Consider the following 18,213-nt stretch of genomic DNA (forward strand, 5'->3'; position numbering starts at 1 on the left):
TCCACCGCGCTACCCGCCATCGCTCCACCGGTCTACCGCTCCACCGGTCTACCGGTCTACCTCCCTACCGCTCCACCGGCGCCACCCCTGTCGGCGGTACGGACCCGGGCACGGCACCTCGCCGGACCCGCGTGCCCGTACCGCCGGCGCTTGTCCGGCGCCTCAGCGAGAACGCGGCGGGTCTTCGCCGGACGGCACCGGGCCGGCGACACCTTCCCGCAGCCACCGGTCGTCCTCGAACTCCGGCGGCACCTCGTCCTCCCAGGGATCGATGCCCCGCGCCTCCAGCGCATCGAACCACCGGTCCCGTCGCGACTCCGGCAGACGCGCGCCGCACCACGGGCAGAAGGCGATCTCTTGGGTGGCCGTCCCCCCGTCGTGGACGATCAGCCCGTACTCCCGGAACCTCGGTTCGAACCGCACCAGCGCGTCCGGGCAGGCGAAGACGTCGGGGTGCACCCGGCAACGCCGGTCGGCCTGGCGGGTCATCTCGGCGCAGCAGTGATCGATCACTCACACATTCTCCCCGTCGGCGCGCGAGAATCGGAACGGCAGCACGCATCACCCGTATCGCACTCCACGGAAAAGGAAACGAATCGATGACCGAGCAGGACGAACGCTTCGACGTCGTGGTCCTAGGCGCCGGTCCGGGCGGCTACGTCGCCGCGGTCCGCGCCGCCCAGCTGGGCAAGCGCGTCGCCGTCGTCGAGGAGAAATACTGGGGCGGCGTCTGCCTGAACGTGGGCTGTATCCCCACCAAGGCCCTGCTGCGCAACGCCGAGCTCGCCCACATCTTCACCCGTGAGGCGAAGACCTTCGGCATCAAGGTCGACGGACAGGTCTCCTTCGACTACGGAGAGGCGTACCGCCGCAGCCGCAAGGTGGCCGACGGCCGGGTCAAGGGCGTCCACTACCTGATGAAGAAGAACAAGATCACCGAGTTCGACGGCCGCGGCGCCTTCGTCGACGACCACACCCTGCGGGTAACCGGTTACGACGGAGAGACCCGCACGATCGGTTTCGACCACTGCATCATCGCCACCGGCGCCACCCCCAAGCTGCTCCCCGGCACCAAGCGCAGTGCGCGGGTGGTGACGTACGAGGAGCAGATCCTCGCCGACGACCTTCCGCAGTCGATCGTCATCGCGGGCGCCGGCGCCATCGGCATCGAGTTCGCGTACGTCCTGCACAACTACGGTGTGAAGGTCACGATCGTCGAGTTCCTGGACCGGGTCGCGCCCCTGGAGGACGCCGAGGTCTCCGCCGAACTGGCCAAGCAGTACCGCAAGTTGGGCATCGATGTGCTCACCTCCACCCGGGTGGAGTCCATCGACGAGTCCGGTCCGCGGGTCCGCGTCACCGTCACCGGCAAGGACGGCGCCCAGCAGGTCCTGGAGACCGACAAGGTGCTCCAGGCGATCGGCTTCGCCCCCAACGTCACCGGCTACGACCTGGAGAACACGGGTGTGCGGGTCACCGAGCGCGGCGCGATCGACGTCGACGGCCGCTGTCGCACCTCCGTCCCGCACATCTACGCTATCGGCGACGTCACCGCGAAACTGATGCTCGCGCACGCCGCCGAGGCCATGGGCGTCATCGCCGCCGAAACCCTCGCCGACGCGGAGACCATGGAGCTGGACTACGCCATGATCCCGCGGGCGACCTACTGCCAGCCCCAGGTCGCCAGTTTCGGCTACACCGAGGCCCAGGCCCGGGAAAAGGGTTACGACGTCAAGGTGGCGAAGTTCCCGTTCACCGCGAACGGCAAGTCGCACGGTCTCGGCGACACCACCGGCTTCGTGAAACTGATCAGCGACGCCAGGTACGGCGAGCTCATCGGCGGTCATCTGATCGGCCCCGACGTCACCGAACTGCTCCCCGAGCTGACGCTCGCCCAGCAGTGGGACCTCACCGTCCACGAGGTCGCCCGCAACGTCCACGCCCACCCGACGCTGGGCGAGGCCGTCAAGGAGGCCGTGCACGGTCTGGCCGGGCACATGATCAACATGTAGCGGCCCTCCGTACGGGCGGGGCCGTTCACCCGGACGGCCCCGCCTCGCCGGGGCCGTTCATCCGGACGGCCCCGCCTCGCTCGCCGTCGCCGCACGGCCGGGATGTGCTGGCATCCACCGGACCGACCACGGTCCGGACCGACCGACGGCGAGGGAGTCCGCCATGCCGGAAAGCGGTGTTCCCGCCGATGCGGAACTGGACGCACTCAGGGCCCGCATCGCGGCACTGGAGGAGGAGCGCACCCGTCGTCCCACCCACCACCGGGTCCGCTCGTTCTTCGCGGTCGTCCTCATCGTCCTCGGCTGCTTCCTGGCTCCGCTGGGTCTCGTGGCCGCCTGGACCTCGAGCATCGTGGGCGACACCGATCGCTACGTCGACACCGTCCGCCCGCTGGCCTCGGACAAGGATGTCCAGAACGCGGCCGCCACCCGCGTCACGGACGCGCTGATGGCACGCCTCGACCTCACCGCGCTCCTCCAGGACGCCGCCCCGGCCCAGCGTCCCCTGCTGGAGAAGGCCCTCGGCCGGCTCGGTCCCTCGCTGGAGAGCGCCGTCCGCAGCTTCGTGCACGACAAGGCGCAGGCGGTCATGGCCTCCGACGCCTTCGAGCGGATCTGGACCGACGCCAACCGCAGAATCCACAGTGCCGTCGAGAAGGCGCTCACGGGCAGCGGGGGCGGCGCGGTGAAGATCGAGAACGACACGGTCACGGTCGACCTCGCCCCGGTCGTCGACGAGGTCAAGCAACGGCTGGTGGACTCCGGGATGACGGTCGCGGGGAAGATCCCCGAGATCCACACGAACTTCACGGTCATCAGGTCCGAGGACATCGGCAAGGTCAAGACCTACTTCCGGATGCTCGAGCTGGCCGGCTTCTGGCTGCCCGTCGTGGCGGTCCTGCTGGTGGCGGCGGGCGTCCTGCTCTCGGCGCACCGCCGCCGCGTCCTGATCGTCGCCGCGCTCTGTTTCGCCTTCGCCGTGCTCCTGCTGGGCGTCGCGCTGACCGTCTTCCGGGTCGTCTACCTGGACGCTCTCCCGGCCGGTGTCTCCCAGCCGGCCGCCGGGTCCGTGTACGACACGCTCACCCGCTTCCTGCGTACCTCCGTGCGGTCGGTGATCGCCCTCGGCGTGGTGATCGCCCTCGCCGCCTGGCTCACCGGGCCCGGCCGCCATGCGGCTCTGGTGCGGCGGCTCTGGCACTCGGGCATCGACGCCGTGCGCGCGACCGCCGACCACGCCGGACTGCGCACCGGCCCCGTCGGCCCGTTCGTCGACCGCTACCGCACCTGGATCACCTGGATCCTGGCCGCGGGAGCCGTCCTGGCCTTCGTCCTGTGGCCGTATCCGACCGGCTGGGTCGTCGTCGGCCTCGCCCTGGCGCTGCTCTTCGCGCTGGGCATCGTCGACTTCCTCGCGACCGGGCGCCGTCGAAAGGACAGCCCCGCATGAGCTCGCACTCCCCGACCGGAGAGCCGCACGGTGAGATCGGCACCCCCTGGTCCGCGCCCCCCGGCGGCCCGACCCGGCCCGCCGTCCACGGCGGCCTGGCCGGCGGCGTCGTCTTCGCCGGTGTCCTGCTGCTGTGCAGCGGCGTGCTCGCTGTGCTCCAGGGCATCGCGGCCATCGCGGAGGACGACATCTACGCCCGCGTGGGCTCGTACGCCTACGAACTGGACCTCACGGGCTGGGGCTGGATCCACCTGGTCCTCGGCGTCGTCGCGGCGGCCACCGGCGCGGCCCTCCTCAAGGGCATGACCTGGGCGCGCTTCGCGGGTATCTTCCTCGCCGCGCTGAGCCTGGTCACCCAGTTCCTGTTCCTGCCCTACGAGCCGCTCTGGTCGATCGTGGTGATGGGGATCGACGTGTTCGTGATCTGGTCGCTGGCCTCGTGGCCGGAGCGGACGGGCTGAGGCCGGTGCGACGGCGCCCCGGCCGTCCTGCGGGGGCGCCGCCGGGCGGTGCGGGCCGGGCGAGGTCGATGTCGGATTCTCGCCAGCGCCGGACCGGCGACTGGCCGATGCTGGACGTATGCAGAACGGGATGTACACCGATCGCGAGCGCTGCGTGCGCGCCGTGCAGTCCAAGGACGCGCGGTTCGACGGCTGGTTCTTCACGGCGGTCCTGACCACCGGCATCTACTGCCGGCCCAGCTGCCCGGTCGTGCCGCCCAAGCCGCAGAACATGGTCTTCCACCCGAGCGCCGCCGCCTGCCAGCAGGCCGGCTTCCGTGCCTGCAAGCGCTGCCGGCCCGACACCACACCGGGCTCCCCGGAGTGGAACCGGCGTGCCGACCTGGTCGCCCGTGCCATGCGGCTGATCGCCGACGGTGTCGTCGACCGTGAGGGCGTGCCCGGACTCGCCGCCCGCCTCGGCTACAGCACCCGCCAGATCGAACGCCAGCTCCTCGCCGAACTCGGCGCGGGCCCGCTCGCGTTGGCCCGCGCGCAACGCGCGCAGACCGCTCGTCTGCTCATCGAGACGACCGGACTGCCGATGGCGGAGGCCGCGTTCGCGTCCGGCTTCGCCTCCATCCGCACCTTCAACGACACGGTGCGCGAGGTCTTCGCGCTGTCCCCGAGCGAACTGCGCGCCCGTGTCCCGCGGAAGGACACCTCGGTCCGCCCCGCCACCCCCGGCACCCTCGCCCTGCGCCTCCCCTTCCGGGCCCCGCTCAACCCGGACAACCTCTTCGGGCACCTCGCCGCGACCGGCGTCCCGGGGGTCGAGGAGTGGCGGGACGGCGCGTTCCGGCGCACGCTCCGGCTGCCGTACGGGCACGGCGTCGTGGCGCTCACCCCGAACCCCGACCACATCGGCTGCCGCCTCACCCTCAGCGACCTGCGCGATCTCACGGTCGCCATCAGCCGCTGCCGGCGCATGCTCGACCTGGACGCCGACCCGGTCGCCATCGACGACCAGCTGCGCACGGATCCGCTGCTCGCGCCCCTGGTGGACAAGACCCCCGGCCGCCGGGTGCCCCGTACGGTCGACGAGGCGGAGTTCGCCGTACGCGCCGTGCTGGGCCAGCAGGTCTCCACGGCGGCCGCCCGCACCCACGCGGCCCGCCTGGTCACCGCGCACGGTGAGCCGGTCGACGACCCGGAGGGCGGCCTCACCCACCTCTTCCCGACCGCCGAGGCCCTCGCCGCCGTCGACCCCGGCACGCTGGCGATGCCCCGCACCCGCCGCACCACCTTCACCACCCTGGTCGGGCAACTCGCCGACGGAACACTGAACCTGGGCGTGGCGAGCGACTGGCCGAAGGCGCGCGCCGTGCTGCTCGCGCTGCCCGGCTTCGGACCGTGGACGGTCGACGTCATCGCCATGCGGGCCCTCGGCGACCCCGACGCCTTCCTCCCCACCGACCTCGGGATCCGGCGCGCCGCGCAGGAACTGGGCCTGCCCTCCACCCCGGCGGCGCTCACCGCCCGTGCCGCGGGCTGGCGTCCCTGGCGGGCGTACGCCGTCCAGTATCTCTGGGCGACCGGCAATCACCCGATCAACTTCCTCCCCGTATAAGGAACTTCAGTGAAACAGCACACGATCGTCGACAGCCCGTACGGCCCTCTCACGCTCGTCGCCGACGACGGCGTCCTGTGCGGCCTCTACATGACCGAACAGCGCCACCGCCCGCCCGAGGAGAATTTCGGTCCTCGCGACGACACGCTGGTCGGGGAGGCGAAGGAGCAGCTCGAGGCCTATTTCGCGGGCGAGCTGAGGGAGTTCGGCCTCGAACTCCGCCTGCACGGAACCCCGTTCCAGCGCTCCGTCTGGGACGGACTGCGGAAGATCCCGTACGGCGAGACCCGCACCTACGGCGAACTCGCCGAAGCCCTCGGCAATCCGACCGCCTCCCGCGCGGTGGGCCTCGCCAACGGCAGGAATCCCATCGGCATCATCGTGCCCTGCCACCGTGTGATCGGCGCCGGCGGCGGCCTCACCGGCTACGGCGGAGGCCTGGACCGCAAGCGGCGCCTGCTGGACTTCGAGGGCGGCGCCGCCTCCGGCGACACGACCCTCTTCTCGCTCGGGGCGTAAGGACGCGTGTCCCCCGGTGAGGGCCGTCGAGCAGCCGGGCGGGGGTTCCTGCCGCACACGGCCCGCGCACGACCTGGGGCCGGGAGGACCCGTGCCCGGTGGGGCCCACCGTTCGTCCGGCCTTCCGCGGACCGTCCCCGCCGACGGGAGCGGCACCGCCCGGGCCTCATGACCTCCGCAGTCGCCTCCGCCCACCCGGGGTGACAGGACGTACCGCCGTCAGGGCTCCGTCCGCGTCAGCTCCCGCAGCAGCCGGGGCAGCGCCGTCCCGATCGGCTCCCGGACGACGTCGTCGGCGATCTCGTCGTACGGCGTCGGCTCGGCGTTGACGATGACGAGCCGCGTCCCGTGGTCGGCGGCGACGCCGGCCAGCCCGGCGGCGGGCTGCACCCGCAGGCTCGTGCCGACGGCGACGAAGACCTGGCAGGCCTTGGTGACGGCGAGAGCCTCGCCCAGCACCACCGGGTCGAGCCGCTCGCCGAACATCACCGTGGCCGACTTCAGGATCCCGCCGCACGCCCGGCACGCCGGGTCCTCCTCACCGGCCTCGACCCGCGCCAGCGCGTCCTCCATCGGCCCCCTGGCGTGGCAGCGCGTGCACACCACGCTCCGTGCGCTGCCGTGCAGTTCGAGCACCTTGCGCACGGGCATCCCGGCGAGCTGGTGCAGCCCGTCGACGTTCTGCGTGATCACCCGCACCGGCACCCCGGACCGCTCCAGCTCGACCACGGCCCGGTGCGCCGCGTTCGGTTCGGCCGCCAGGGCGCGGTTGCTCCGCCGCATCTGCCACGACCGCCGCCGGATCTGCGGATCGCCCATGTAGTACTCGTACGTGACGAGCTTCTCCGCCTCGGGGTCCTTCCGCCACAGCCCCTGGGGACCGCGGTAGTCGGGGATGCCGGAGTCCGTGGAGACACCGGCCCCGCTGAGGATGGCGACGAGAGGCTTGCTCATGTGTTCGAGCGTAGGGCCGGGAGGCGCGGGATCGCGAGCGCGTATCGCGGTGCCCGGGCGGGTGTTGCCGTCCCCGCACGGGCGAGGTCGCCGTCCCGCTCGACGCCGGACCCGTCGTGGAGGTCATGGCGCTCACCGGGGCGGGCAACCCCCGGGACGCCGTCGAACCGTTCCTGCGCGACCACATCGAGCGCGGCCGTCGCACCGAGGCCAGGACCGCCGTCCGGGACGAGGCCCTGCGCGAGGTGGGCGGCACGCCGCGCGGCTTCGAGGGCGGAGCGGGCCGGGGGCCGGCCGCGGGTCAGCGGGCGGGACGGCCGTTCTCCAGTTCCGCCGTCGTCGAGCCGTCCGCGAGCGCGTCCAGGGCGGCCAGGACGCGGGGACCCAGCGCGCCCAGCAGATAGGCGGGGAGCTCCTCGCGCGGGACCAGCCGCCAGGACAGCAACTCCGACTCCTGGAGCCGGATCGCCTCGCAGTCGTCCGCGCCGAGGACCCCGCCGTCGTACACGTACGCCATCAGCGGCGGCCGGTCCGGGCCGAGCACCCAGTCCACCGCGAGCAGCCGGCCGAGCTCGCGGTCGAGACCGATCTCCTCGAGCGTCTCGCGGCGCGCGGCCTGCCGGGGGCTCTCGCCGGTGTCCGACTCGACCGTGCCGCCCGGCAGCGCCCAGCCCGCCCGGTAGTTGGGCTCGACGAGCAGGACCCGGCCCTCGGCGTCCCGCAGGATCGCGGCGGCGCCGGCCAGGACACGGGGCAGGGAGGCGATGTACGCCGCGAAGTCGGGCGTGCCGGGGATGCTCATCCGGCAAGCGTAAGGGCGGCAGGCGAAGGGGTCCCGGCGTAGGGGGGCGCCGGCGAGGGGGCGCCGGCGAAGGGGGTCCAGGGAAGGTGTCCCGGCGCAGGGGGCGCCGCGGAAGGGTGCCGGGCCGGGTGCGTACCGGTTCAGATCCCCGGCGGGCGGTCCCCCTCCCCGACGAGCCGCAGTGTCCGCCGCGCCAGCTCGCTGACGCGGACGCCGTCGAAGCCGAAGACCGCGCTGCGCACGGTGTCCTCCAGCGGCTCGGTCCACTGGGGCGGGATCGCCGAGGCGCCGGTCAGGACCCCCGCCACCGAACCGGCCGTCGCGCCGTTGGAGTCGGTGTCCAGGCCGCCGCGCACGGTGAGCGTGACGGTCCGGGTGAAGTCGCCGTCGCCGTAGAGCAGCCCGGCGGTGAGGACGGCGGCGTTCGGGACGGTGTGGATCCAGCCGAGGCCCGCCGTCTCCTCGGTGACCGTGGTGAGCGTGTCCTCCCAGGTCATGCGGGTCTCGTGGAGGGAGGCGACCCGGCGCACGGTCCGGGCGAGCCGGCTGCTCGCCGGGACGACGGCCAGCGCCTCGTCCAGCGCGTGGCGCACCGTCGGCGCGGTGAACGCCGCGGAGATCAGCGCCGCCGCGAACATCGCGCCGTACACGCCGTTGCCGGTGTGCGAGAGCACCGCGTCCCGGCGGGCGAGGGAGGCGGCGCGGCGGGGGAGCCCCGGGCAGGTCCAGCCGTAGATGTCGGCGCGGATCAGGGCGCCGATCCACTCCTGGTACGGATTGTCGTAGGTCGCCGTCAGCGGGGGTTTGAGCCCGGCCGTCAGATTGCGGTAGGCGGCCCGCTCGGCGGTGAACGTCTGGAGGTACGGCAGCCGCAGCAGCCACAGGTCGCCGACCTGCTCGGTACTGAAGCCGAAGCCGTGGGTCTCCAGGAGGTCGAGCCCGAGGATCGCGTAGTCCACGTCGTCGTCGCGGCAGCTGCCGTGGATACGGCCGCGCACACACTCCCGCCACTCCGGGCGCAGCCGCAGGCCGTCCTCCTCGTCGGCCGGCTCGGGCAGGTAGTCGGTGAGCGGCAGGGCTGCGGCCCGCCGCAGATAGCGGTCGATGCGCTCGCGCGTCCACAGGTCGCCCTGCTCGACCGGTTTGCCCAGCATGTTGCCCGCGATCCGGCCCAGCCAGCCTCCGAGGACGCGGTCGGCGAGCTCCGGCTCGCCGCCCACAGAGGTCATGGCTCCGGTCTACCCGATTCCGGTGCCACCCGCGAGGGTTGCGGCGGCCCACAGGAGCCGCTCAGGGTTGTTCCAGGGTCCGGGCACCGCATGACGGCGGGGGCGCCTTCCGGTTAAGGTCGCAGCGGCGCGACTGGCCCTGACGTGCGCGGGGCCCGGAGAGCAAGGGGATGCAAGGTGACGGACGCTCCAGCGCGGGGCACCCGACGGGTGCTCGTGGCCGCGGACAAGTTCAAGGGCTCGCTGACGGCCGTGGAGGTCGCCGAACGGGTCACGGCCGGGCTGCGCCGGGTCGTGCCGGACCTCGAGGTGGAGGCCCTGCCCGTCGCCGACGGCGGTGACGGGACCGTCGCCGCCGCGGTCGCGGCAGGTTTCGAACGCCGGGAGGTGCGGGTCGCCGGGCCGCTCGGGCAGGAGGTGACCGCCGCGTTCGCGGTACGCGGCGACACCGCGGTCGTGGAGATGGCGGAGGCGAGCGGCCTGCAACGGCTCCCGGCCGGCGTCTTCGCGCCGCTCACGGCGTCGACGTACGGCTCGGGCGAGCTGTTGCGGGCGGCGCTGGACGCGGGAGTGCGGACGATCGTCTTCGGGGTCGGCGGCAGCGCCACCACCGACGGCGGCGCGGGCATGCTGTCCGCGCTCGGCGCGCGGTTCCTCGACGCGGACGGCGAGCCGGTGCCCCCGGGCGGGGGCGGTCTCGCGGAACTGGCCCGCGCCGACCTGTCGGAGCTGGATCCCCGGCTGGCCGCCGTGGAGCTGGTCCTGGCGAGCGACGTCGACAACCCGCTGACCGGCCCCAAGGGCGCACCGGCGGTCTACGGCCCGCAGAAGGGCGCCTCGCCGGACGACGTCGGGACGCTGGACGCGGCGCTCGCGCACTACGCGAAGGTGCTGGAGACGGAGCTCGGGGCGAAGGCCGCGGAGTACGCCGCCGCACCGGGCGCGGGCGCCGCGGGCGGCATCGGCTACGGGGCGCTGCTCATCGGCGCCCGCTTCCGCGCCGGCATCGAGGTCATGCTCGACGTGCTCGGCTTCGCGCCGGCCCTCGCGCGGGCCGATCTGGTGATCACCGGTGAGGGCTCGCTGGACGAGCAGACCCTGCACGGCAAGGCCCCCGCGGGTGTCGCCGCGGCGGCCCGGGCGGCCGGCAAGGAGGTCGTCGCCGTCTGCGGCCGTCTCGCCCTGCCCCCGGCGGCGCTGGGCCGGGCCGGCATCCGCCGCGCCTATCCGCTGACGGACGCCGAGCCGGACGTCGCCAGGTGCATCTCGGACGCCGGGCCGATCCTGGAGCGGGTGGCGGAACGGATCGGCCGCGACTTCCTGAGCTGAGCGGGGGCTGCGGCAGGGGGATCAGCTCGCCGTCGGTCTCCCTGAAGTAGCTGCCGTTGGCGGCCCTCCGCCTTGCTGTTCCTGAACCACCGCTTCGAGAAGTGATCGACGGACCGAAGACGCTGACGTTCTGCCTGGCCGGCGCGGGTCATTCCCCGGTCTGGGAGACCACCGCGAAGAGCCGACCCGACGGACGCCCTTGAACGCGAAACGGGTGCGGCCCGGACCTTCGAGGTCCGGGCCGCACCCGTTTCGCGGTGGAGCGAGGGTCAGGGCAGCTGTGCCGCGCGCGCCTCGCGCCGGTTGTCGCGGAAGTTGTTCACCCGGCGGGCCGTGGCGAACAGCGGGATGACCGCGCCCATGACGAGCTGCAGCGCGCAGCCGGTCTGGAGCAGGAGCTGACCGCTCGGGGCGTCGAACGCCCAGGCCGCCAGCAGGCCCATCGAGAGCACGATCCAGCCGAGCATCGCGCCCGCGAGGCGGCCTCGCGGCTTCGGGTACTCGACCCGGCTCACCATCAGCCACGCGGTGCCGATGATCGCCATGAGCGTGGCGACGAACGGCAGCTCGAGGAGCACGATCGAGACGACCGTCAGCGCGCCGAACGGCGACGGCATGCCCTGGAAGGTGCCGTCCTTGACGGTGACGCACGAGAATCTCGCGAGCCTCAGCACCACCGCGAGCAGCACCACGATCGCCCCGACCGCCGCCACCCGCTGGTGGGCGTCGTCGGCGACCATGCCGTAGACCAGGACGAAGTACGCCGGGGCCAGACCGAAGCTGATCAGGTCCGACAGGTTGTCCAGTTCCGCGCCCATCGGGGACGAGCGCAGCTTGCGTGCGACCAGGCCGTCGAACAGGTCGAAGACCGCCGCGCACAGCATCAGGATGACCGCCGTGGCCGCGCTGTGGCGGGCCATGCCGGATTCCTGGCTGCCGGTGAGGTGCGGGATCAGAATGCCGGTGGTGGTGAAGTACACCGCCATGAAGCCGCACGTTGCGTTGCCGAGGGTGAGGGTGTCCGCTATCGACAGACGGAGAGAGAGGGGCATCTCCTCCTCTTCGTCCACCTCGTCGGCCTCGGGCACCCAGCCCGCCTGGGTCTCCGGGTCAATCACGGTCAATGCGAGTCACCCCTGCCACGGTCTTCTGCCCCACCTCGACCGCGACGTCCACGCCCTCGGGGAGGTAGATGTCGACACGCGAACCGAAGCGGATCAGGCCGATCCGCTCGCCCTGCTCGACCTTCGTGCCCTCGGGGATGTAGGGGACGATGCGGCGGGCGACGGCTCCGGCGATCTGGATCATCTCGATGTCACCGAGCTCGGTGTCGAAGTGCCAGACGACGCGCTCGTTGTTCTCGCTCTCCTTGTTGAACGCCGGTACGAACCCGCCGGGGATGTGCTCGACCGACGTCACGGTGCCGGCCAGCGGCGCGCGGTTGACGTGGACGTTGAGCGGGCTCATGAAGATCGCGACCCGGGTGCGTCCGTCCTTCCACGGCATGATGCTCTGCACCACACCGTCGGCGGGGGAGATGACCCGGCCCGAGGCGATCTCGCGCTCGGGGTCGCGGAAGAACCACAGCATGCCCGCCGCGAGAGCGGTGGCGGGCACGGCGACGGCCTTGGCGGCACCCGAGCGGCGGGCGCGCAGCAGGCTGACGGCTGCGGTGGCGACGGTCGGCAGAAGCCACGGCGATGCTCCGCGCGCGAGGCGTGCGCCTACCAGGCTGTCGCGGTGTGCAGAGGTTTGGCTGTGGGGCATGGATGACCTTCGTAGCGGATGATGCCGCGCTTCGACGGGGGGACGGCGGCTTTCCGCGATCGTAGCGGTTCGGGGCCACAACTGGGTAAGCAAGGAAGCCGAGTCGACGGCAGAGGGAAGGTGACGGGGTGTGATCTTCTTCTCGAAGAAAACACCCCCAACCCGGACAATCAGCCTTGGAACCGGTATTCCTCGAGCAGCCTGCGCCCGATGATCATTTTCTGGATTTCTGCGGTGCCTTCACCGATCAGCAGCATCGGCGCCTCACGGTAGAGGCGCTCGATCTCGTACTCCTTGGAGAAGCCGTAGCCTCCGTGGATCCGGAAGGCATCCTCCACGACCTCCTTGCAGTACTCGGAGGCGAGGTACTTCGCCATCCCTGCCTCAAGGTCGTTTCGTTCCCCGGAGTCCTTTTTGCGTGCGGCGTTCACCATCATGGCATGGGCGGCCTCGACCTTGGTAGCCATCTCGGCCAGCTTGAACTGGATCGCCTGGTGCTGGGCGATCGGCTTGCCGAAGGTGTGGCGCTGCTGGGCGTAGGAGACGCCCAGTTCGAAGGCACGCTGGGCGACGCCGCAGCCACGGGCCGCGACATTGACGCGGCCCACCTCGACGCCGTCCATCATTTGGTAAAAACCTCGGCCGGTGACCCCGCCGAGCACCCGATCGGCGGGAAGGCGCAGGCCATCCATGATCAGCTCGGTGGTGTCCACCCCCTTGTACCCCATCTTGTCGATCTTGCCCGGGATGGTCAGGCCGGGGCGGACCTCACCGAAGCCGGGCTCCTTCTCGATCAGGAAGGTCGTCATCGACTTGTGCGGCTTGGCGGCCGCCTCTTCGGGGGAGTGTCCTTCGTCACTTCGGACCAGAACGGCCACCAGCGAGGACGTACCGCCGTTCGTCAGCCACATCTTCTGGCCGTTGAGGACGTACTCGTCGCCGTCCCTCACCGCCTTCGACGTGATCGCGGACACGTCCGAGCCGAGCGCCGGCTCCGACATGGAGAAGGCGCCGCGGATGTCGCCGGCCGCCATCCTCGGCAGGAAGTGGTCCTTCTGCTCCTGCGTGCCGTGCTGCTTGAGCATGTACGCCACGATGAAGTGCGTGTTGATGATGCCGGAGACCGACATCCAGCCGCGGGCGATCTCCTCGACACACAGGGCGTACGTCAGGAGCGACTCGCCCAGACCGCCGTACTCCTCGGGGATCATCAGGCCGAACAGGCCCAACTCCTTGAGGCCGTCGACGATCTGCTGCGGGTACTCGTCGCGGTGCTCCAGCCCGGTCGCGACCGGGATGATCTCCTTGTCCACGAAGTCGCGGACGGTGGAGAGGATCTCCTGCTGGATGTCGGTCAGACCGGCGGTCTGGGCGAGGCGCGCCATGGCTACTTCTCCGTCTTTTCCGAAGGGTTGTTCAGCTCCGGGCGGCCCGGCTGCTCACCGCCGCGCTCCTTGATGTACGTCTCGGTCGGCACCATCACCTTGCGGCGGAACACGCAGACCAGCGTGCCGTCCTGCTTGTAGCCCTTGGTCTCGACGTAGACGATGCCGCGGTCGTTCTTCGACTTCGACGGCCACTTGTCGAGTACGGTCGTCTGCCCGTAGATCGTGTCGCCGTGGAAGGTCGGCGCCACGTGCTTGAGCGACTCGATCTCCAGGTTGGCGATCGCCTTGCCCGAGACGTCCGGCACGGACATGCCGAGCAGCAGGGAGTAGATGTAGTTGCCCACGACGACGTTCTTGCCGAAGTCGGTCGTCTGCTCCGCGTAGTTGGTGTCCATGTGGAGCGGGTGGTGGTTCATGGTGAGGAGACAGAACAGGTGGTCGTCGTACTCCGTGACCGTCTTGCCCGGCCAGTGCTTGTACGTCGCCCCGACCTCGAACTCCTCGTAGGTGCGTCCGAACTGCATGGTCAGGCCTCCGGGATCTCGAACTTGCCGGTGCGCTGCATACCGGCGGCGCGTCCCTTGCCGGAGATGACCAGGGCCATCTTGCGGCTGGCCTCGTCGATCATCTCGTCGCCGAGCATCGCCGAGCCCTTCTTGCCGCCCGCCTCGGACGTGTAGTAGTCGTACGCGTCCAGGATCAGCTCGGCGTGGTCGTAGTCCTCCTGGGACGGCGAGAAGATCTCGTTGGACGCCTCGACCTGGCCCGGGTGCAGCACCCACTTGCCGTCGAAGCCGAGGGCGGCCGCGCGTCCGGCGACCTCGCGGTAGCCGTCGACGTTGCGGATCTGGAGGTAGGGGCCGTCGATCGCCTGGAGGTCGTTGGCGCGGGCGGCCATCAGGATCTTCATCAGGATGTAGTGGTAGGCGTCCGCCGGGTAGCCGGGCGGCTGCTCGCCCACGACCAGCGACTTCATGTTGATCGACGCCATGAAGTCGGCCGGGCCGAAGATGATCGTCTCGATGCGCGGGGAGGCCTGCGCGATCTCGTTGACGTTGTTGAGGCCCTGCGCGTTCTCGATCTGCGCCTCGATGCCGATGCGGCCGACCTCGAAGCCCATGGTCTTCTCGATCTGCGTCAGGAGCAGGTCCAGCGCGACGATCTGCTGGGCGTTCTGCACCTTCGGCAGCATGATGCAGTCGAGGTTGGGTCCGGCCCCCTCGACCACCGTCACGACGTCGCGGTACGTCCACTCGGTCGTCCAGTCGTTGACCCGGACCACCCTCGTCTTGCCCGTCCAGTCGCCCTCGTTGAGGAACTTGACGATGGTGTGCCGCGCCTCGGGCTTGGCGAGCGGCGCGCACGCGTCCTCGAGGTCGAGGAACACCTGGTCCGCCGGGAGGCCCTGCGCCTTCTCGAGGAAGCGGGGGTTGCTGCCCGGGACCGCGAGACAGGAGCGGCGGGGACGCAGACGGTTGACGGTCATGCGGGGACCTCCAGGGGGTCGAGCTTGTTCGCTTTCCGGATCTCGTCGACGATGCGGCCGATGATTCCGGTGATGTCGAAGTCCTTCGGGGTGAAGACCGCGGCCACGCCGGCAGCCCTGAGCTGCTCGGCGTCTCCATTCGGGATGATGCCACCGGCGATCACCGGGATGTCTGTGGCACCGGCCACACGCAGCCGTTCGAGGACGTCCGGCACCAGCTGGGCGTGCGAGCCGGAGAGGATGGACAGGCCGACGGCGTGCACGTCCTCCTCCAGCGCGGCGTCCACGATCTGCTCGGGCGTCAGCCGGATGCCCTGGTAGACGACCTCGAAGCCGGCGTCCCGCGCGCGTACGGCTATCTGCTCGGCGCCGTTGGAGTGGCCGTCCAGGCCCGGCTTGCCGACCAGGAAGCGCAGCTTGCCGACGCCCATGTCCTTCGCGGTCGCGTCGACCCGGCGGCGGACGTCGGCCATGGCCGAGCCCTCCTCGGCCGGGACCGCCACCGGTGCCGACGACACACCGGTCGGGGCGCGGAACTCGCCGAACACCTCGCGCAGCGCCCCGGCCCACTCGCCGGTGGTGACGCCGGCGCGGGCGCACTCCAGGGTCGCCTCCATGAGGTTGGCGGTGCCCTTGGCGGCCTCCTTCAGCTTCTCCAGCGCCTTGCACGGGCGCGGGTGGTTGAAGGGCGGCTGGTAGCGCGTGTCGCGCCAGTTCTCGAGGGAGGCGATGACACGGGCCTCGACCGCCGGGTCGACCGTCTGGATGGCCGTGTCGAGATCCGCGGTGAGCGGGTTCGGTTCGGTCGTCTCGAAGATGTTGACGCCGATGATCTTCTCCTGCCCGGACTCGATCCGGGCCCTGCGCTCGGCGTGCGAGGAGACGAGCTGCGACTTGAGGTAGCCGGACTCGACGGCGGCCATCGCGCCGCCCATCTCCTGGATCCGCTCGATCTCGGTGAGGGACTCCTCGACCAGCTCGCCCACCTTGGTCTCGATGACCTTGGAGCCCTCGAAGATGTCCTCGTACTCCAGCAGGTCGCTCTCCAGGGCGAGCACCTGCTGGATGCGCAGCGACCACTGCTGGTCCCACGGGCGGGGCAGGCCGAGAGCCTCGTTCCAGGCGGGCAGCTGCACGGCACGCGCGCGTGCGTCCTTGGACAGCGTCACGGCGAGCATCTCGAGGACGATCCGCTGGACGTTGTTCTCCGGCTGCGCCTCCGTCAGGCCCAGGGAGTTGACCTGGACGCCGTAGCGGAAGCGGCGCTGCTTGGCGTTCTCGATGCCGTAGCGCTCGTGGGTGATCCGGTCCCAGATGCGGCCGAAGGCGCGCATCTTGCACATCTCCTCGACGAACCGGACGCCCGCGTTGACGAAGAAGGAGATACGGGCGACGACGTCGCCGAACTTCTCGGCCGGCACCTGTCCGGAGTCACGGACGGCGTCGAGCACGGCGATCGCCGTGGACATCGCGTACGCGATCTCCTGGACCGGCGTGGCCCCGGCCTCCTGCAGGTGGTAGCTGCAGATGTTGATCGGGTTCCACTTCGGGATGTGGGAGACCGTGTACGCGATCATGTCCGTGGTGAGACGGAGGCTCGGCCCCGGCGGGAACACGTGCGTGCCCCGGGACAGGTACTCCTTGACGATGTCGTTCTGGGTCGTGCCCTGGAGCAGGGTGATGTCCGCGCCCTGCTCCTCGGCGACGACCTGATAGAGCGCCAGCAGCCACATGGCGGTGGCGTTGATCGTCATCGAGGTGTTCATCTGCTCCAGGGGGATGTCCTGGAACAGCCTGCGCATGTCACCGAGATGGGCCACCGGCACGCCGACCCGGCCGACCTCGCCCCGGGCGAGGACGTGGTCGGAGTCGTAGCCGGTCTGGGTGGGCAGGTCGAACGCGACCGACAGACCCGTCTGGCCCTTGGCGAGGTTGCGCCGGTACAGCTCGTTGGACGCCTCGGCCGTGGAGTGACCGGCGTACGTGCGCATGAGCCACGGCCGGTCCTTCTGACGCTCAGTCATCTATGACCCCGGGTGTCTCAGATGTTGCGGAAGCGGTTGATGGCGTCGATGTGCTGGGCGCGCTTGTCCTCGTCGCGCACGCCCAGCCCCTCCTGGGGSGCCAGCGCGAGGACGCCGACCTTGCCCTGGTGGAGGTTGCGGTGCACGTCGTAGGCGGCCTGCCCGGTGTCCTCSAGGGAGTACACCTTCGACAGCGTCGGGTGGATCTTGCCCTTCGCGATCAGCCGGTTGGCCTCCCAGGCCTCGCGGTAGTTGGCGAAGTGCGAGCCGATGATGCTGCGCCATGGCAGGACCTCCTACGGTGCACGTCGTAGGCGGCCTGCCCGGTGTCCTCGAGGGAGTACACCTTCGACAGCGTCGGGTGGATCTTGCCCTTCGCGATCAGCCGGTTGGCCTCCCAGGCCTCGCGGTAGTTGGCGAAGTGCGAGCCGATGATCCGCTTCAGGGACATCCACAGGTAGCGGTTGTCGTACTCGTGCATGTAGCCGGAGGTCGAGGCGCAGGTGGTGATGGTGCCGCCCTTGCGGGTGACGTAGACCGAGGCGCCGAAGGTCTCGCGGCCGGGGTGCTCGAAGACGATGTCGATGTCCTCGCCGCCGGTGAACTCGCGGATGCGCTTGCCGAAGCGCTTCCACTCCTTGGGGTCCTGGGTGCGCTCGTCCTTCCAGAACCGGTAGCCCTCGGCGTTGCGGTCGATGACCGCCTCGGCGCCCATGGCCCGGCAGATGTCGGCCTTCTCGGGGGAGGAGACGACACAGATCGGGTTGGCGCCGCCGGCCAGCGCGAACTGCGTGGCGTAGGAGCCGAGTCCGCCGCTGGCGCCCCAGATCAGGACGTTGTCGCCCTGCTTCATGCCGGCGCCGTTGCGGGAGACGAGCTGGCGGTAGGCGGTGGAGTTGACCAGGCCGGGGGCCGCCGCCTCCTCCCACGACAGGTGGTCGGGCTTGGGCATCAGCTGGTTGGACTTGACCAGGGCGATCTCGGCGAGGCCGCCGAAGTTGGTCTCGAAGCCCCAGATCCGCTGCTCGGGGTCGAGCATCGTGTCGTTGTGGCCGTCCGAGGACTCCAGCTCCACGGACAGACAGTGCGCCACGACCTCGTCGCCCGGCTTCCAGGCGTTGACGCCCGGACCGGTGCGCAGGACCACGCCCGCCAGGTCGGAACCGATGACGTGGTACGGCAG

Annotated in this window: 17 protein-coding genes and 2 pseudogenes; 7 read left to right on the forward strand and 12 right to left on the reverse strand. The window is 70.8% G+C overall.

Going from position 1 to position 18,213, the window contains the following annotated elements:
- Positions 1 to 162: 162 nt before the first annotated feature.
- Complete coding sequence (locus tag ASD48_RS36080; protein WP_057606069.1) at positions 163 to 513, reverse strand: hypothetical protein; 351 nt, start codon at positions 511 to 513, stop codon at positions 163 to 165.
- An 86-nt stretch (positions 514 to 599) separates the two neighbouring features.
- On the opposite strand from ASD48_RS36080, the gene lpdA reads away from it, so the two are divergent.
- From lpdA to ASD48_RS36105, 5 genes are all read left to right on the forward strand, one after another.
- Complete coding sequence (gene lpdA / locus ASD48_RS36085; protein ID WP_057606070.1) at positions 600 to 2,012, forward strand: dihydrolipoyl dehydrogenase; 1,413 nt, start codon at positions 600 to 602, stop codon at positions 2,010 to 2,012.
- Positions 2,013 to 2,175: 163 nt separating this feature from the next.
- Entirely contained in the window at positions 2,176 to 3,462 is a 1,287-nt protein-coding gene (locus tag ASD48_RS36090) for a hypothetical protein (protein ID WP_057606071.1), read from the forward strand.
- Positions 3,459 to 3,923 carry a hypothetical protein gene (locus tag ASD48_RS36095; RefSeq protein WP_057606072.1) on the forward strand — a complete coding sequence of 155 codons (465 nt, stop codon included), beginning with the start codon at positions 3,459 to 3,461 and terminating at the stop codon, positions 3,921 to 3,923. The genes ASD48_RS36090 and ASD48_RS36095 overlap by 4 nt, the downstream gene beginning before the upstream one ends.
- A 118-nt stretch (positions 3,924 to 4,041) precedes the next feature.
- Complete coding sequence (locus tag ASD48_RS36100; RefSeq protein WP_282438402.1) at positions 4,042 to 5,532, forward strand: AlkA N-terminal domain-containing protein; 1,491 nt, start codon at positions 4,042 to 4,044, stop codon at positions 5,530 to 5,532.
- Between the two features lie 9 nt (positions 5,533 to 5,541).
- Positions 5,542 to 6,051, forward strand: a complete 510-nt coding sequence (locus ASD48_RS36105; protein ID WP_057606073.1) for a methylated-DNA--[protein]-cysteine S-methyltransferase — start codon at positions 5,542 to 5,544, stop codon at positions 6,049 to 6,051.
- Between the two features lie 219 nt (positions 6,052 to 6,270).
- On the opposite strand, the gene ASD48_RS36110 is transcribed toward ASD48_RS36105, so the two are convergent.
- Positions 6,271 to 7,005, reverse strand: a complete 735-nt coding sequence (locus ASD48_RS36110; protein WP_057606074.1) for a Sir2 family NAD-dependent protein deacetylase — start codon at positions 7,003 to 7,005, stop codon at positions 6,271 to 6,273.
- A 125-nt stretch (positions 7,006 to 7,130) separates the two neighbouring features.
- On the opposite strand from ASD48_RS36110, the pseudogene ASD48_RS45820 reads away from it, so the two are divergent.
- Positions 7,131 to 7,253 (forward strand): annotated as a pseudogene (locus ASD48_RS45820) (DUF2191 domain-containing protein); the annotation flags it as partial.
- Positions 7,254 to 7,306: 53 nt separating this feature from the next.
- Here the strand turns inward: ASD48_RS45820 and ASD48_RS36115 are convergent.
- Together ASD48_RS36115 and ASD48_RS36120 are read right to left on the reverse strand one after the other, a co-directional pair.
- The gene (locus tag ASD48_RS36115) at positions 7,307 to 7,807 is read right to left on the reverse strand and encodes an NUDIX hydrolase (protein ID WP_057606075.1); all 501 of its coding nucleotides are present in this window, start codon (positions 7,805 to 7,807) and stop codon (positions 7,307 to 7,309) included.
- 140 nt (positions 7,808 to 7,947) lie between these two features.
- Complete coding sequence (locus tag ASD48_RS36120; protein WP_057606076.1) at positions 7,948 to 9,036, reverse strand: ADP-ribosylglycohydrolase family protein; 1,089 nt, start codon at positions 9,034 to 9,036, stop codon at positions 7,948 to 7,950.
- Between the two features lie 210 nt (positions 9,037 to 9,246).
- On the opposite strand from ASD48_RS36120, the gene ASD48_RS36125 reads away from it, so the two are divergent.
- Positions 9,247 to 10,365: a glycerate kinase gene (locus ASD48_RS36125; RefSeq protein WP_057606077.1), complete on the forward strand. Its 1,119-nt coding sequence runs from the start codon at positions 9,247 to 9,249 to the stop codon at positions 10,363 to 10,365.
- Between the two features lie 269 nt (positions 10,366 to 10,634).
- On the opposite strand, the gene pssA is transcribed toward ASD48_RS36125, so the two are convergent.
- The 8 genes and pseudogenes from pssA to ccrA form a co-directional block, all read right to left on the reverse strand.
- Positions 10,635 to 11,453: a CDP-diacylglycerol--serine O-phosphatidyltransferase gene (pssA, locus tag ASD48_RS36130; RefSeq protein ID WP_057606078.1), complete on the reverse strand. Its 819-nt coding sequence runs from the start codon at positions 11,451 to 11,453 to the stop codon at positions 10,635 to 10,637.
- Positions 11,454 to 11,475: 22 nt separating this feature from the next.
- Positions 11,476 to 12,132 carry a phosphatidylserine decarboxylase gene (locus tag ASD48_RS36135; protein ID WP_020125547.1) on the reverse strand — a complete coding sequence of 219 codons (657 nt, stop codon included), beginning with the start codon at positions 12,130 to 12,132 and terminating at the stop codon, positions 11,476 to 11,478.
- 170 nt (positions 12,133 to 12,302) lie between these two features.
- Entirely contained in the window at positions 12,303 to 13,517 is a 1,215-nt protein-coding gene (locus tag ASD48_RS36140; RefSeq protein ID WP_057606079.1) for an acyl-CoA dehydrogenase family protein, read from the reverse strand.
- Positions 13,518 to 13,519: 2 nt separating this feature from the next.
- Complete coding sequence (locus tag ASD48_RS36145; RefSeq protein ID WP_057606080.1) at positions 13,520 to 14,044, reverse strand: MaoC family dehydratase; 525 nt, start codon at positions 14,042 to 14,044, stop codon at positions 13,520 to 13,522.
- A gap of 2 nt (positions 14,045 to 14,046) precedes the next feature.
- Positions 14,047 to 15,006 (reverse strand): CoA ester lyase, encoded by a 960-nt coding sequence (locus tag ASD48_RS36150; RefSeq protein WP_057606081.1) that lies wholly within the window; start codon positions 15,004 to 15,006, stop codon positions 14,047 to 14,049.
- A complete protein-coding gene (locus tag ASD48_RS36155) occupies positions 15,003 to 17,030 on the reverse strand; it encodes a protein meaA (RefSeq protein WP_057606082.1) in 2,028 nt (675 codons plus the stop codon). The genes ASD48_RS36150 and ASD48_RS36155 overlap by 4 nt, the downstream gene beginning before the upstream one ends.
- Positions 17,031 to 17,047: 17 nt before the next feature.
- Positions 17,048 to 17,305 (reverse strand): annotated as a pseudogene (locus tag ASD48_RS43940) (crotonyl-CoA carboxylase/reductase); the annotation flags it as partial.
- Positions 17,251 to 18,213 (reverse strand): crotonyl-CoA carboxylase/reductase (gene ccrA, locus ASD48_RS36160; RefSeq protein WP_282438403.1); only part of this gene is annotated, 963 nt, incomplete at its 5' end. The pseudogene ASD48_RS43940 and the gene ccrA, both read right to left, overlap by 55 nt.

The sequence above is a fragment of the Streptomyces sp. Root1310 genome, from assembly GCF_001426425.1.
Classification (GTDB): Bacteria; Actinomycetota; Actinomycetes; order Streptomycetales; family Streptomycetaceae; genus Streptomyces.

Bases quoted from the DNA above. Each gene is read 5' to 3' on its own strand.
- ASD48_RS36100 (WP_282438402.1), top strand. From the start codon at position 4,042: ATGCAGAACGGGATGTACACCGATCGCGAGCGCTGCGTGCGCGCCGTG.
- ASD48_RS36145 (WP_057606080.1), bottom strand. From the start codon at position 14,044: ATGCAGTTCGGACGCACCTACGAGGAGTTCGAGGTCGGGGCGACGTAC.
- ASD48_RS36110 (WP_057606074.1), bottom strand. From the start codon at position 7,005: ATGAGCAAGCCTCTCGTCGCCATCCTCAGCGGGGCCGGTGTCTCCACG.
- ASD48_RS36115 (WP_057606075.1), bottom strand. From the start codon at position 7,807: ATGAGCATCCCCGGCACGCCCGACTTCGCGGCGTACATCGCCTCCCTG.
- ASD48_RS36090 (WP_057606071.1), top strand. From the start codon at position 2,176: ATGCCGGAAAGCGGTGTTCCCGCCGATGCGGAACTGGACGCACTCAGG.
- ASD48_RS36155 (WP_057606082.1), bottom strand. From the start codon at position 17,030: ATGACTGAGCGTCAGAAGGACCGGCCGTGGCTCATGCGCACGTACGCC.
- lpdA (WP_057606070.1), top strand. From the start codon at position 600: ATGACCGAGCAGGACGAACGCTTCGACGTCGTGGTCCTAGGCGCCGGT.
- ASD48_RS36150 (WP_057606081.1), bottom strand. From the start codon at position 15,006: ATGACCGTCAACCGTCTGCGTCCCCGCCGCTCCTGTCTCGCGGTCCCG.
- ASD48_RS36140 (WP_057606079.1), bottom strand. From the start codon at position 13,517: ATGGCGCGCCTCGCCCAGACCGCCGGTCTGACCGACATCCAGCAGGAG.
- ASD48_RS36120 (WP_057606076.1), bottom strand. From the start codon at position 9,036: ATGACCTCTGTGGGCGGCGAGCCGGAGCTCGCCGACCGCGTCCTCGGA.
- ASD48_RS36095 (WP_057606072.1), top strand. From the start codon at position 3,459: ATGAGCTCGCACTCCCCGACCGGAGAGCCGCACGGTGAGATCGGCACC.
- ASD48_RS36135 (WP_020125547.1), bottom strand. From the start codon at position 12,132: ATGCCCCACAGCCAAACCTCTGCACACCGCGACAGCCTGGTAGGCGCA.